This window comes from Rhodococcus sp. AC861 (genome assembly GCF_979256035.1).
On the sequence record NZ_CEEDMW010000004.1, the window covers coordinates 1 to 12,894 of the forward strand.

A 12,894-nucleotide genomic window follows, 5' to 3' on the forward strand; every position below is an offset into this window, starting at 1 on the left:
GACGTCGATCATGATCACTCATCTCCCCGCACCCGCGCCGACATGTCTCACAACGATGCTGGCAAAGAGCGTGCAGACTGCGCGCTTGGTCGGGCGCTGCGCGCGGCGGCGGCGGGCTGCACCCTCGATAGTGCTGAGCACCCTCGATCGGCAGTGCGCGACGGCAATTGCGGTGCGCGCCAGAAGTTGGGCGCTGCGCGCGGCGGTCAGCGCACTTTGCAACCTGCGCGCATGGTCGGGCGCTGCGCGCGGCGGCGGTGGGCACCCTCGACGTACGCTCCCGCCGCCCCGGACGAGTTCGCCGGACAGCTCACCATCGGATCCAAGTGGCAGGACAGCGAGAACATCACCGTGCTCGTCGAGTCGGTCGGAGGTCCTGCTTCCGCTGTAGTCGGTGACTGCCCGTGATGAGTTCCGGCGCCGTCTACGGTCACTCCTGCAGGACGACCGGCGATCGGCGCCGGTTCATCACGAGGGGTCGGCACGATGCGCACAGTGACAGCAGGTCTGTTCCATTCGGTGGACGGAGTGGTCGAGGCACCGGACCAGTGGCAGTTCGACAGCTTCGACGACGAGCTCGGTCAGTCCATGGGCGGTTTCATGGGCAGGACAACGACGGCGATCATGGGGCGGGTCGCGTACGAGTCGTGGTCGGATCACTTCGGCAACGCCGGAGCCGACGACCCGTTCGCCGGGTTCATCAACCCCGTGGAGAAGTTCGTCGCGTCGCGCACCCTGACGGGCGATCTGTCGTGGCAGAACTCCACGTTGATCGAGGGTGACCCGGTCGAGTTCGTGCGGGAGCTCAAGAAGTCGGACGGTGGTGAGATCGCCGTCGTGGGCGGCATCTCTCTGGTCCGGCAGCTGTTCGCGGCCGGCGTCCTGGACACCCTGACCCTGATGACGCACCCCGTCGTCGTCGGCAAGGGTCAGCGACTGTTCGAGCCCGGCGACCCCCTGACCCGGCTGGTGCTGAAGAACGCCACCATCACCAGCAAGGGCAACGCCGTGCTCGACTACGGCATCCGCCCCGAGTAGGCAGGCCGAGGCCGGTCGGAGGGATAGCGGGCAGGCCGGAGGCCGGTCGGAGGCCGGTCGACGGTGGACATAGAATGACCTCGACATTCTGCCGAGGGAAGGACCCCATCCACCGTGTCTGTCGAGTCCACTCCTCAGGTCGAGGCGGTCTCCGTGCCTCCGGTCGACACCGTCACCACCGCCACCGAGACGCCCGACACCGCCCAGCCGTACGCGGAGTTGGGTTTGAAGGACGACGAGTACGCACGGATCAAGGAGATCCTCGGGCGTCGCCCGACGGATGCCGAGCTGGCGATGTACTCCGTGATGTGGAGCGAGCACTGCTCGTACAAGTCGTCGAAGGTGCACCTGAAGTACTTCGGTGAGACCACGACGGACGAGATGCGTTCGGGGATGCTCGCGGGTATCGGTGAGAACGCCGGCGTGGTGGACGTGGGCGACGGCTGGGCGGTCACCTTCAAGGTGGAGAGCCACAACCACCCGTCGTACATCGAGCCCTACCAGGGCGCTGCGACCGGCGTCGGCGGAATCGTCCGCGACATCATGGCGATGGGCGCCCGACCGATCGCGGTGATGGATCAGCTGCGCTTCGGCGCTGCGGATGCCCCCGACACTCGTCGCGTGCTCGAGGGCATCGTCCGCGGTGTCGGTGGGTACGGGAATTCGCTGGGTCTGCCGAACATCGGCGGCGAGACGGTCTTCGACGCGTCGTACGCGGGCAACCCTCTGCTGAACGCGCTGTGTGCCGGTGTCATGCGCACCGAGGACCTGCATCTGGCGTTCGCGTCGGGCGCGGGCAACAAGATCATTCTGTTCGGTGCCCGCACGGGCCTCGACGGTATCGGCGGTGTCTCCGTGCTGGCGTCGGAGACGTTCGACGAGACACAGGGCAGGCGCAAGCTCCCGGCTGTTCAGGTGGGCGACCCGTTCACCGAGAAGGTGCTAATCGAGTGCTGCCTCGAGCTGTACCAGCAGAAGCTCGTCGTCGGCATCCAGGATCTCGGCGGTGCCGGATTGTCCTGCGCCACATCGGAGCTCGCATCCGCCGGCGACGGCGGCATGCACATCGCGCTGGACCGCGTTCCGTTGCGTGCTACCGGGATGACGCCCGCCGAGGTGCTCTCGAGCGAGTCGCAGGAACGTATGTGCGCCGTCGTGTCCCCCGAGAACGTCGACGCCTTCATGGCTGTCTGCGCGAAGTGGGACGTGTTGGCGACCGACATCGGTGAGGTCACCGACGGCGACAACCTCCAGATCACCTGGCACGGTGACACTGTCGTGGACGTTCCGCCGAAGACGGTGGCGCACGACGGCCCCGTCTACGAGCGCCCGGTTCAGCGGCCCGCGTCGCAGGACGCTCTGGTCGCGAACACGACCGAGGGACTCCCGCGTCCGACGACGGGTGTGGGGTTGCGCGAGACGCTCCTGACGATGATCTCGTCGCCGCAGCTGTGCAGCCGTCGCCTGATCACCGAGCAGTACGACCGCTACGTCCGCGGCAACACGGTTCTGGCGGAGCACGCCGATGCCGGTGTCATCCGTATCGACGAGAAGACCGGTCGCGGAATCGCTCTCGCGACCGATGCGTCCGGTCGCTACACGGCGCTGGATCCGTACCGCGGCGCGCAACTCGCTCTCGCGGAAGCGTTCCGCAACGTCGCGACGACGGGCGCCACACCCAAGGCCGTGACGAACTGCCTGAACTTCGGCTCGCCGGAGGATCCGGGTGTCATGTGGCAGTTCCAGCAGGCCGTGCGAGGTCTGGCGGACGGCTGTGTGCAACTGGGTATTCCGGTCACCGGCGGCAACGTCAGCTTCTACAACCAGACCGGATCGACGCCGATCCTGCCCACGCCCGTGGTCGGCGTGCTCGGTGTGCTCGACGACGTCCATCGCCGCATCCCGACAGGGATCGGCCTGGAACCGGGCGAGACTCTGATCCTGCTGGGGGAGACCCACGACGAGCTGGACGGATCCATCTGGTCGCAGGTCGTGCACGACCATCTCGGCGGTGTTCCGCCGAAGGTCGACCTTGCCCGCGAGCAGTTGCTGGCGGACATCCTCACCGCGTCGAGCCGCGACGGTCTGGTCACCGCAGCGCACGACCTGTCCGAGGGCGGACTCGCGCAGACGGTCGTCGAGGTCGCGCTGGCCGGTGAAACCGGGTGCCGCATCTTGCCGCCGGAGGGAACAGATCCTTTTGTCACCTTGTTCTCGGAGTCGTCCGGGCGGGTACTCGTTGCAGTCCCTCGGACCGAGGAGACCAGGTTCACGGGGATGTGCAGTGCAAGGGGGATGCCATGGGTGCGTATCGGGGTAGCCGACGAAGGGTCGGACGAGGTGGAGTTCCAGGGGCTGTTCACCGTCCCGCTGACCGAACTCCGCGAGGCGTACGAGGGGACGCTCCCAGCGCTGTTCGGCTGACCGAGGTTTCCGGCGCCGTCCGATGACCGAGATTGATACTCGGCCGTCGGACGAGCTGGAGCGACCGCACAGCTTCGAGGAACTGCCGGCCTACGTCCTCGCGTCTGCGACGCGCACGGTGCGCAAGCACCCTGCCTGGGTCTGGGCGTGGGGGCTTCTGCGCCTGGACGTCACCGGTATCGCGTTCGGCGCGTTGTTCTTCTGCTGGTCGTTGACACCGTCGTTGCTTCCGCGTGGGTGGCTGTTCCAGGGAATCGTCAGCGGCATCACGGCGGCCATCGGCTACGGAGTCGGTGTCGCCGTCGGCTGGATCATGCTGCGGACGGTGCTGCGCCAACAACCGTGGTGGCCGTTGCCGATCCGCGTCGAGCGTGCGCTTCTGGTCGCCGTCCCGGTAATCTCCACCGTCTCGGGTGCGGTCATGCTGTACGCCTCGGCGGACTGGCAGCGTCAGCTTGCCGCGCTGATGGGCGCCGAAGGTCTGACGTCGACCGGGTTCATCCGCACCGGCATCATCAGTTTCGCGGTGTGTGCGGTGCTGATCGGTCTGTGGCGCGTCATCCGTGACATCCGTCGTTTCGTCGTGCGGTCGCTCCTACGACTCATCCGCCTCCCGCAGTGGGTGGCCAACCTCGTCGGCTTCGTTCTCGTGCTGACGGTGCTGATCACGCTGGTGCAGGGTGTGTTGCTGCGCGGGACGATGAGCGTCGCCAACTCGGTGTTCAGTACCGCCAACGGTGATACCCGTGAGGGTGCGGAACAGCCGACCGTGCCGGAGAGGTCGGGTGGCTCCGGGTCGCTGGTCGGCTGGGACACCTTGGGATTCGAGGGTCGTAACTTCGTCTCGGGCGGGCTGTCCGCCGACGAGATGACACGAGCGACCGGCCGCACGGGCAAGGAGGCTATCCGGGCGTACGTCGGTCTGGAAAGCGCCGAGACCGACGACCAGCGCATGGATCTGCTCCTGCGCGAGCTCGATCGCATGGATGCGTTCTCGCGCAAGGCCATCGTCGTCATACCCACCACGGGAACCGGCTGGGTCAATCCGACAGCAGCGCGTGCGGTGGAGCTGATGTACGACGGCGACGTCACGTTGGTGGCGTCCCAGTACTCGTACCTTCCCAGTTGGATCTCGTTCCTCGCCGACCGTGAGAAGGCCGCCGCGGCAGGGAAACTGCTCATCGACAGCGTGCACGAGCGCTGGGAGCAGGAGCCCGAGGCGACCAGGCCCAAGTTCTACGTCTACGGCGAAAGTCTCGGAACACAGGCGGGTGAGGGAGCTTTCGCCGATATCGCGGACATCCGCGACACCGTCGACGGCGTTCTCTGGGTGGGGCCGCCCAACTCGAACCGCATCTGGGACACCTACGTGAGCCGCCGCGATCCCGGTAGCACCGAAGTCGAACCCGTCTATGCCGGTGGCCTCCTCATGAGGTTCGCCGACAGCACGCGCGATGTCGACGCCCTCGATGGCGAGTGGCCCGACCCCCGTGTGCTGTACATCCAGCACCCGTCCGACCCCATCGTGTGGTGGACACCGGACCTGCTGTTCCAACGGCCCGACTGGCTCGCCGAGCCGCCCGGGTACGACCGACTGCCAAGCATGCGGTGGTTCCCCTTCGTCACTTTCTGGCAGGTCAGCGCCGACCTCACCAATGCGGCCGGAGTGCCCGACGGACACGGCCACAACTACGGCACGACGGTGCTCGACGGCTTCGCCGCGGTGGCGGCACCCGAGGGGTGGACGCAGGCGGACACCGAGCGCATCCGCGTCGTCATGAACGAGTACGCGGACGCCGACGGTCCCGAGAAGTGACCGGACTGGCCCGATGGGTACTGTTCGACATCCCCATCGGGACAGTGCTTCCCGAGGAGTTCCTGTTCCGCGGCGTCGTCGACACCGTGGCCACTGCCGTGGTGGGTCCGCGTGCCGCACTCCTGGTCGGCTCCACGGCATTCGGGGTCTGGCACTGGTACGACTCGGGCAGGTCGGTGCCCGTCGTCCTGTTCACCGGGGCGGCCGGCGCGCTGTTCGTCGAGTCGAAGCGGCGAACCGGAACCATTCTCACGCCCATGGCCCTGCACTGGGCTGCCAACTCGGTCGGTGCGATCGCATCGACGTGGTGGCGCTCTACTCGAGGTGACAGACCGCCTCGAGGTTGATCCCGTCGGGGTCGTACACGAAGCCGCCGAAGTAGTTCTCGTGGTACTCGGGGCAGACTCGCGGAGACAGCTTGTCCCGTGCGCCCGCCGCAAGGGCCGCGGCGTGGAACTCCCGGACGGCGTCACGGGTCGGTGCCGAGAACGCCACGTGCAGTTCGGGATCGACGGTGCTTCCCTGGACCAGCCAGAAGAACGGCTTGCGGCCACTGCCGAATCCGACAATGCGGATGTAGTCGTCGTCCGGCCCGCCGGTGAAGTCGAGCAATTTCTCGATCCCGAGTACGCCGAGAGCCGGCACGTAGATCGCGAGTGAGCGATCGACATCCGTGACCGTCACGTTGAGGTGGTCGATGGTCGATCCTTGATAAGGGTTCGGTGTCATGGAAACAGTGAAGCGTCCATCGCGGACAGCGGCGGTCCTCGTTGATCGGGCCGTGCCTCAGCATCCACAACTCTCACGAATCGACGGGATCCCGTCGATCAGAGCGACCTGTGGACGGTGAGGCACGGCCTCCGGGCCGTGTCATCGACGCACTGCCGACCGCCCGGTGAATGCCCGCGTGTACTGGGGCGGGTAGGGCACCTGATCACCGAGTTCGGCCGCCGCGCGCTGCGCCCACACCGGATTGCGCAGCAACTCGCGCGCGAGGAACACCGCATCGGCGCGACCTGAAGAGACCAGGAGATCAGCCTCGGCCGGATCGGTCACCAGCCCGACTGTCGCCGTCGGGATGCCGGTCTCGCGCACTCGCTTCGAGAACGGCACCTGGTAGCCGGGGCCCACGGGGATCGGTGCGTCGGCGGCGATGCCGCCGGTCGACACGTCGATCAGGTCCACGCCGTGATCCCGAAGCAGCGGGGCCAGTCGCACACTGTCCTCGATCGTCCAGCCGGGTCGGGGGTCGTCCGTGTCGCCGGCGAGCCAGTCCGTCGCCGAGAGCCGGAAGAACAGCGGCCGGTTCTCCGGCCACGCGGCGCGCACCGCGTCCACCACCTCGAGGGCGAAGCGAGCTCGCGCGTCGAAGTCTCCGCCGTACTCGTCGGTCCGCGTGTTGGCGTGCGGGGACAGGAACTGGTGGATCAGATAGCCGTGTGCACCGTGCAGTTCGAGGACGTCCACGCCCGCGCGTGCGGCGCGTGCGGCGGCGGCTGCGAAGTCGGCGACCACCTCGGCGATCTCCGTGGTGCTCAGCGACGAGGGGAGAGGGAGGGTTCCGAACGATTCCGAACTGGGACCGACGCGGTCCCACAGAGTCTCGACGTGGTGGGTGCCGTCCCACGACGGCCCCGACCAGGGCCTGCCGGTGGCGGCCTTGCGTCCGGCGTGCACGAGCTGGACACCCAGTGCGGCGCCGTTGCCACGGGCGAACCGCACGATGCGCTCGAGCGCGTGCTCCTGCGCCGACGTCCACAGGCCCAGATCGAACTCGCTGCTCCGCCCGTCGGGAGAGACGGCGGTGGCCTCCATCATGGCCAGTCCCACGCCACCGACGATGCGAGCGGCGAGGTGCTGGAAGTGCCAATCGGTGGCCGCGCCGACGGCGGGACCGGACGGTTCGGCGGCGAACTGCATCATCGGCGACATCCAGATCCGGTTGCGCATCGTTCTCCCGCGCAGGGTCAGCGGCTCGAACAATGCGCTCACGACGACACCGCCACCGACGCTGCAGCCGACTGCTCGGTGCCGCGCCGCGGTCCGCCCAGGAACGCGAGTCCGTTGTCGTGCAGCGTGCGACGGTCCACGCCGGCCGACTCGAGGAAGGCCGAGGGCGCCGACTCCGCCATGTCGAACGGGTAGTCGGTACCGCACAGGACGTGATCGCTCGACGCGTGCTCCCCCAGCAGTGTCAAAGCGGCCACGTCGTGGGTGACCGTGTCGAACCAGCACTGACGGAACGCATCCCGAGGGTGCGTGTCGGTGTGGTGGACGTCCGGCCGCGCTCCCCATGCATGACTCCAGCGACCCAGGAGCGCCGGCGCGCACCCGCCGCCGTGCACGAAACACACTCGCAGCGAGGGTAGTTCGTCCAGGACACCACCCAGCACGGCGCCGGCGACGGCAGTTGCCGTCTCGACGGGATTGCCGATGAGGTTGGCCAGGTAGAGCGAGTTCCACTCGGGGCGGGGCAGCTGCATCGGGTGCACCAGGACCGCCAGGTCGAGCCGCGCCGCGGAGCGCAGGATGCCGCGCAGGACACCGGTGTCGAGCGAGGTGCTGCCCACCAGCGGCGGGATCGCGACCCCGGACACCACGCCCTCGGAGGCGAGGCGTGTCATCTCCTTCGTCGCCGCCTCCGCATCGTCGAGACGCACGAGGCCCAGGCCGGCGAGTCGACCACCGGAGTTCGCGACCAGACCCGCGAGTTCGACGTTGAAGCTGCCGATGTACTCGTCGGCGCGGGCGTCGGACGTCGTCGGGAAGGCGAACGGCGGGGGTGACAACGCCCGGACCCCGATGCCCTGAGCATCCATGTCGGCGTAGACGGCATCGACGTCGCTCATAGCCTCGGTGGCAATGGACAGCGGGAGATCTCCGAGATGCAGACGCCCGTCCCGATCCTGCATCGGTGCGAACGGCGATCCGGGCGGTAGACCGAAGTGCGAGGCCGGCAGCCAGTGCGCGTGGACGTCCACGAGGTCGATGCCGGTCACGAGGTCACCACCGGCAGAGCGTCGTTGGCGGAATCGAGGTGCTCGACCGTGGTGAAGACGAGCGGTGTGTCGCCGACGTTCTCGATGTCGTGCAACAGGTATTCGCCCGGTCCGAAGGTGAAGTGGCGCGTCTCGCCGGCGTCGTAGGAGACGTCCCGAGTGGTTCCGTCGAACGTGTGTTGGCGAGAGGTGCCAGCGTTCACGGCCGTCCAGAAGTAGTCGAGAACGTGGCGGTGCGCGTGCCACCGCTCACCCGGTGCGAGCCTGATCTCCCAGACCCGCACCCGGTCGGTGCTGCTCAGCAGGCGCGACCCCACCGCACCGTCGAAAGCGTGAGACTCGAACTCCGCGCGGAGTTCCGGAGACCAGCCGTCGAAGTCGGTGCCGACGACGGTGCCGGCGAGAGGGAGGTCCTGGAGGAACGTGTCGGACATGACCGTGCCTTTCGTGGTTGTGGGGGAAGGGACTAGCGGCCGGGGCCGTACAGGCCGAAGCGGAGGTCCGGATCCCCGGGCGTCCAGGTGTTGCTGAACTGCGACCGTTCGCCCATCGCTTGGACTCGGGCGAGCAGGGCGCTGCTCAGTTCGAGCTGCCCCGGTTCCCACTTCTCCAGTGCCTCCGCGATGTTCCCGGCAGCGGAGGTGAGTGCATCGGCGAGCGCCCACGAATCGGCAGCGGCCTTGGCGGTTCCGGCGGCGGCGTGAGGGCGTGCGGCACAGGCCGCGTCGCCGATCAGGGCGACGCGTCCGGACGCCATCCGGTTCACCCGCGAGTCCCACACCACCTGGATGAACGGCTCCTCGGTCGCGGTGACGACCTCGGCGGCGGCCGGCGACAGACTGCGCCGCGCGGTCTCCCGCATCTCGTCGACGTAGCGATCCTGCACCTGGCCGGGATGTACGGACACCTTGCCGACGAATCCGCGCTTGTCGGTGAGCATCTCGGTGAGATCCGGGCCCTCCGCCACGTTGCGGTACCAGACGTAGTTCATGAGGCGGTCGCCCACCTGAGAGCCTCGCGAGCTCGGGATCGGATACATCGTGATCTGCGAGTGCGGGATCACGTCGTACGTGATCGCGTCGTGGAGCAGGTCCGCGGTGCGGGTGGACAGCACCCGCTCGTCGACGGTGCCGCGCCACCCGATGTACCCCGAGTACTCCATCGTCACGTCGGGGTCGATCCGCAGACGGTTCGCCGAGGTGACTCCGTCGGCGATGACGACGAGGTCGGCTCGTTCGCGCCGGCCGCTGACGAACCGCACGTCGACATGATCGTCGGTCTGGTCGAAGCCACAGGCGAATTCACCGAGATGGTAGTGCTCGCGGCCGAAGTCCGAGAGCAGTGCGCGGTAGAACGTGCCCCACGAGGTGTGGGACCACGTTCGCTCGTCCCGGTGCACGATCTCGTCGTCGGATCCGAGGTACTGGACCCAGCGAGTTGTGGTGCTGACGTCCTCGGGGCGCTGGGTGCTGCGCTCGCGGAACCACCGCAGGGTGTCGGGCTGGAGGACGATGCCACCGCCGCGCCCGTCGAGGTCCGAGGGGGTGCGTTCGAAGACGTCGACCTCGAAGCCGAGGTCGCGCAACAGGAGTGCGGAGGTGAGGCCCCCGATGGAGCCGCCGATGATGACGGCGCGGGCTCCCTGGTAGTGGTTCATGCGGACGTTCCCTTCATGATCGGTGCGGAGGTCGCCTCGGGGGCGGACTCGGTCGGTGTGTCGGTGGGGAGTGCGGCGCCACGGGTCTCGGGTGCGAACCACAGGCCGACGAGGGCGATGACACCCGTCGCGGCGAGGACGGCCGTTGCTGTTCCGAGGTCTCCGCCGAACCAGGAGGTGGCGATGACGCCGGCCACGAGTGGGCCGGCCGCGGTGATGTAGCGACCGATGCTGTTGGCCAACGCGATTCCCGATGCACGCATGCTGGGCGAGAACATCTCGGGTCCGTAGACGAAGTTGCCGGAGAGGGCTCCGAACAGTCCGAATCCGACGAGGGGGATGACGAGCAGGTAAGTCGTGTAGCTGTGCTCGAACGGGAAGAGGTAGGCGATGCTCACGGCGGAGCACACGAAGCTCACCATGAATGCCTTGCGGCGGCCGATGGCGTCCGCCAGGAACCCCCATGTCGCGTAGCCGATGATGCCGCCGGCGTTGAACAGCATGGAGGTGATGGCGACCCGGTGGTTGGCGACGTCGGCCGACAGCGACTCGGCGGTGGCCATCGTGCGGATGATCTGCGGGTACCACGTCGAGACGCTCCAGAAGGCGAGCAGCGACCCGGTGGCCAGCGCGGTGCAGATGAGCGTGGCGCGCAGGTGCGGCGGGGAGAGGAGCCGTTTCAGCACGAACTGGTCCTCCGGGCGGGTGGACGACTGCCGCTTGCGCTCCTTGCGGGTGGCGATGACGGTGGTGATCTCCTCGGGCTCCGGGACGTAGCGACGCAGGAACCACACGAGGAAGGCGGGGACGACGGCCAGAACGAGCATGAAACGCCAGCCGTGGGTGCCGAGAAGTCCGTATGCCAGTGCGGCGATGAAGAATCCGCCGGCGTAGCCGGACATCATCACGCCGCAGGCACGAGCCCGGTACTTGTTGCGCCACACTTCCGCGACCAGCGCGGCACCCACGGGAGCTTCGACGCCCGATCCGAGGCCGGCGATGAAGCGCAGGACGCCGAGTTGCCACCACGTGTCGGCGAAGGCTGCCAGGGCGGTGAAGACGGCGTAGGTGACGATGCCGATGGACAGCACCCGCACCCGGCCGAAGTAGTCGGCCAGGACGCCGAACAGGATGCCGCCGGTGGCCCATCCCGCCAGGAAGAGTGCGACGGTGAGACCGCCGTAGAGTCCGATGTGATCGGCGTCGACCGTCAGTCCCGAGTTCGGGAGCAGTTCGGTCATCGCCGGTCCGAGCACCAACGCGTAGAGGCTGCCGGCGAAGCCGTCCAGCGCCCATCCCATCGTGGTGCCCAGCAGTACGAGCCACTGGACACGCGTGATCTGCGTTCTCCAGCCCGGCTCCGTGGCAGTGGTGTCGTGCACGGTGTGTTCTCCTCTGTGCGTGGGGTTGTGGTCGACCGGCGGGGTACTCAATTGAGACGTCCGGGGGTGTCGGAGCCGTACCAGTCGACGTCGGACTCGGCGATGCGGACCACGACGGTCTTGATCCAGGTGAAGTCGTCGAAGGACTCGGTGCCGGCGTCCTTGCCGGTGCCCGACTCCTTGGTGCCGCCCCAGGGCAGGGACGGCTCGAGGCGGTGGTGGTCGTTGATCCAGACCATGCCCGATTCGAGTGCGTCCGCGACGCGGTGCGCGCGGGCGAGGTCGCGGGTCCAGACGGCTGCTCCGAGCCCGAACCTGTTGTCGTTCGCCATCTCCACGGCCTGCGCCTCGGTGTCGAAGGGCACCACCACCGCCACCGGCCCGAAGATCTCCTCCTGCGAGACCCGCATGGAGTTGGTCGCGTCGGCGAAGACGGTGGGGCGAAGGAAAAACCCGCCCTGCAGTGCGTCCGGCAGCTCCGGCACGCCGCCTCCCGCGACCAGTCGGGCGCCGTCCTGGTGTCCGATGTCGATGTAGGACAACACCTTCTGACGCTGCACGGCGCTGATCAGGGGACCCATCTGGGTGCTGGTGTCAGCCGGATCGCCCAGCCGGATCGCGTCGGCGCGAGCCGCGAGTGCCTCGACGAACCGGTCGTACACTCCTCGCTGGACGAGGAACCGGGCGCCGGCGACGCACGACTGACCGGATGCGACGAAGGCGGCGAACGCTGCGCCCTCCGCGGCGACGACGGGGTCCTGGTCGTCGAACACGACGACGGGGGTCTTGCCACCCAGTTCCGCTGTGATGCGGGCAAATCGGCCCGCTGTCGCGACGGCCGCGGACCGGCCGGCCTCCGTGCCACCGGTCAGGGTGATCTTCGCGACGTCGGGATGCTGGGTGAGCCGGATGCCGGCCTCGCGTCCGCCGGTGACGACGTTGACGACACCGTCCGGCACCCCGGCCTCGGAGACGATCCGCGCGATGGCGAGCGTGGTGAGCGGAGTGAGTTCCGACGGCTTGATCACGACGGTGTTGCCGGTGGCGAGGGCCGCCGACAGGCTGCGCGCGAGGATGAGCGCCGGGTGGTTGAACGGGGTGATGATGCCGCACACGCCGAGCGGGGTGCGTCGCTGGTAGGTGAGGTACGGGCCGTCGCTGGGCAGGACACCGTCGCGCTGGGCGGCGAGCAGGCCCGCGTTGTAGCGGAACCACTCCGGTACGCGGGACAGCTGGGCGCGCGTCTCGGTGATGGGCCGACCATTGTTGCGGGTCTCGAGCGTGAACAGTTCCTCGGACGCGTTCTCGATGGCATCCGCGGCGCGCAGCAGGATGCGAGCGCGCTCCGTGCGGGTGGTCCGCGGCCAGGGGCCGTTCTCGAACGCTGTGCGCGCCGCGGCGACCGCGCGGTCGACGTCGACCGCGCCGCCGTCGGGAACCTCGGCGAAGGACGCGCCGGTGGCCGGGTCGACCACGGCGAGAGTGTCGCCGGACTCGGACGGCATCGATTTGCCGTCGATGAACATCAGGTGCTCTGTCATGTCTTCTCGCTTCTCGTCGTGATGCAGTGCCTCGATG

The 12,894-nt window shown here is 68.0% G+C and carries 11 protein-coding genes and 1 pseudogene; 5 read left to right on the plus strand and 7 right to left on the minus strand.

What is annotated here, in order from left to right:
• From AC0IX4_RS13340 to AC0IX4_RS13360, 5 genes and pseudogenes are all read left to right on the plus strand, one after another.
• A pseudogene (locus AC0IX4_RS13340) lies at window positions 1-408 on the plus strand (hypothetical protein); the annotation flags it as partial.
• 78 nt (window positions 409-486) lie between these two features.
• Complete coding sequence (locus tag AC0IX4_RS13345) at window positions 487-1,038, plus strand: dihydrofolate reductase family protein (protein ID WP_042573902.1); 552 nt, start codon at window positions 487-489, stop codon at window positions 1,036-1,038.
• 114 nt (window positions 1,039-1,152) lie between these two features.
• Window positions 1,153-3,462 (plus strand): phosphoribosylformylglycinamidine synthase subunit PurL, encoded by a 2,310-nt coding sequence (purL, locus tag AC0IX4_RS13350; RefSeq protein WP_471829332.1) that lies wholly within the window; start codon window positions 1,153-1,155, stop codon window positions 3,460-3,462.
• 22 nt (window positions 3,463-3,484) lie between these two features.
• Complete coding sequence (locus AC0IX4_RS13355) at window positions 3,485-5,278, plus strand: alpha/beta hydrolase (RefSeq protein WP_471829334.1); 1,794 nt, start codon at window positions 3,485-3,487, stop codon at window positions 5,276-5,278.
• The gene (locus AC0IX4_RS13360; protein WP_471829336.1) at window positions 5,275-5,625 is read left to right on the plus strand and encodes a lysostaphin resistance A-like protein; all 351 of its coding nucleotides are present in this window, start codon (window positions 5,275-5,277) and stop codon (window positions 5,623-5,625) included. The genes AC0IX4_RS13355 and AC0IX4_RS13360 overlap by 4 nt, the downstream gene beginning before the upstream one ends.
• Here the strand turns inward: AC0IX4_RS13360 and AC0IX4_RS13365 are convergent.
• From AC0IX4_RS13365 to AC0IX4_RS13395, 7 genes are all read right to left on the minus strand, one after another.
• Complete coding sequence (locus AC0IX4_RS13365) at window positions 5,594-6,007, minus strand: VOC family protein (RefSeq protein ID WP_471829337.1); 414 nt, start codon at window positions 6,005-6,007, stop codon at window positions 5,594-5,596. The genes AC0IX4_RS13360 and AC0IX4_RS13365 overlap by 32 nt on opposite strands.
• 141 nt (window positions 6,008-6,148) lie before the next feature.
• Entirely contained in the window at window positions 6,149-7,270 is a 1,122-nt protein-coding gene (locus AC0IX4_RS13370; RefSeq protein ID WP_471829339.1) for an NADH:flavin oxidoreductase/NADH oxidase, read from the minus strand.
• On the minus strand, window positions 7,267-8,277 hold the full coding sequence (locus AC0IX4_RS13375; RefSeq protein WP_471829341.1) for an amidohydrolase family protein: 1,011 nt from the start codon (window positions 8,275-8,277) through the stop codon (window positions 7,267-7,269). Before AC0IX4_RS13375 ends, AC0IX4_RS13370 begins: the two co-directional genes overlap by 4 nt.
• Window positions 8,274-8,711: a cupin domain-containing protein gene (locus AC0IX4_RS13380; protein ID WP_222641146.1), complete on the minus strand. Its 438-nt coding sequence runs from the start codon at window positions 8,709-8,711 to the stop codon at window positions 8,274-8,276. The genes AC0IX4_RS13375 and AC0IX4_RS13380 overlap by 4 nt, the downstream gene beginning before the upstream one ends.
• Before the next feature lie 32 nt (window positions 8,712-8,743).
• The gene (locus tag AC0IX4_RS13385; RefSeq protein WP_471829342.1) at window positions 8,744-9,934 is read right to left on the minus strand and encodes an FAD binding domain-containing protein; all 1,191 of its coding nucleotides are present in this window, start codon (window positions 9,932-9,934) and stop codon (window positions 8,744-8,746) included.
• Window positions 9,931-11,316, minus strand: a complete 1,386-nt coding sequence (locus AC0IX4_RS13390) for an MFS transporter (RefSeq protein WP_308014264.1) — start codon at window positions 11,314-11,316, stop codon at window positions 9,931-9,933. Before AC0IX4_RS13390 ends, AC0IX4_RS13385 begins: the two co-directional genes overlap by 4 nt.
• 47 nt (window positions 11,317-11,363) lie before the next feature.
• Window positions 11,364-12,857, minus strand: a complete 1,494-nt coding sequence (locus AC0IX4_RS13395; RefSeq protein WP_222641151.1) for an aldehyde dehydrogenase — start codon at window positions 12,855-12,857, stop codon at window positions 11,364-11,366.
• Window positions 12,858-12,894: the final 37 nt, after the last annotated feature.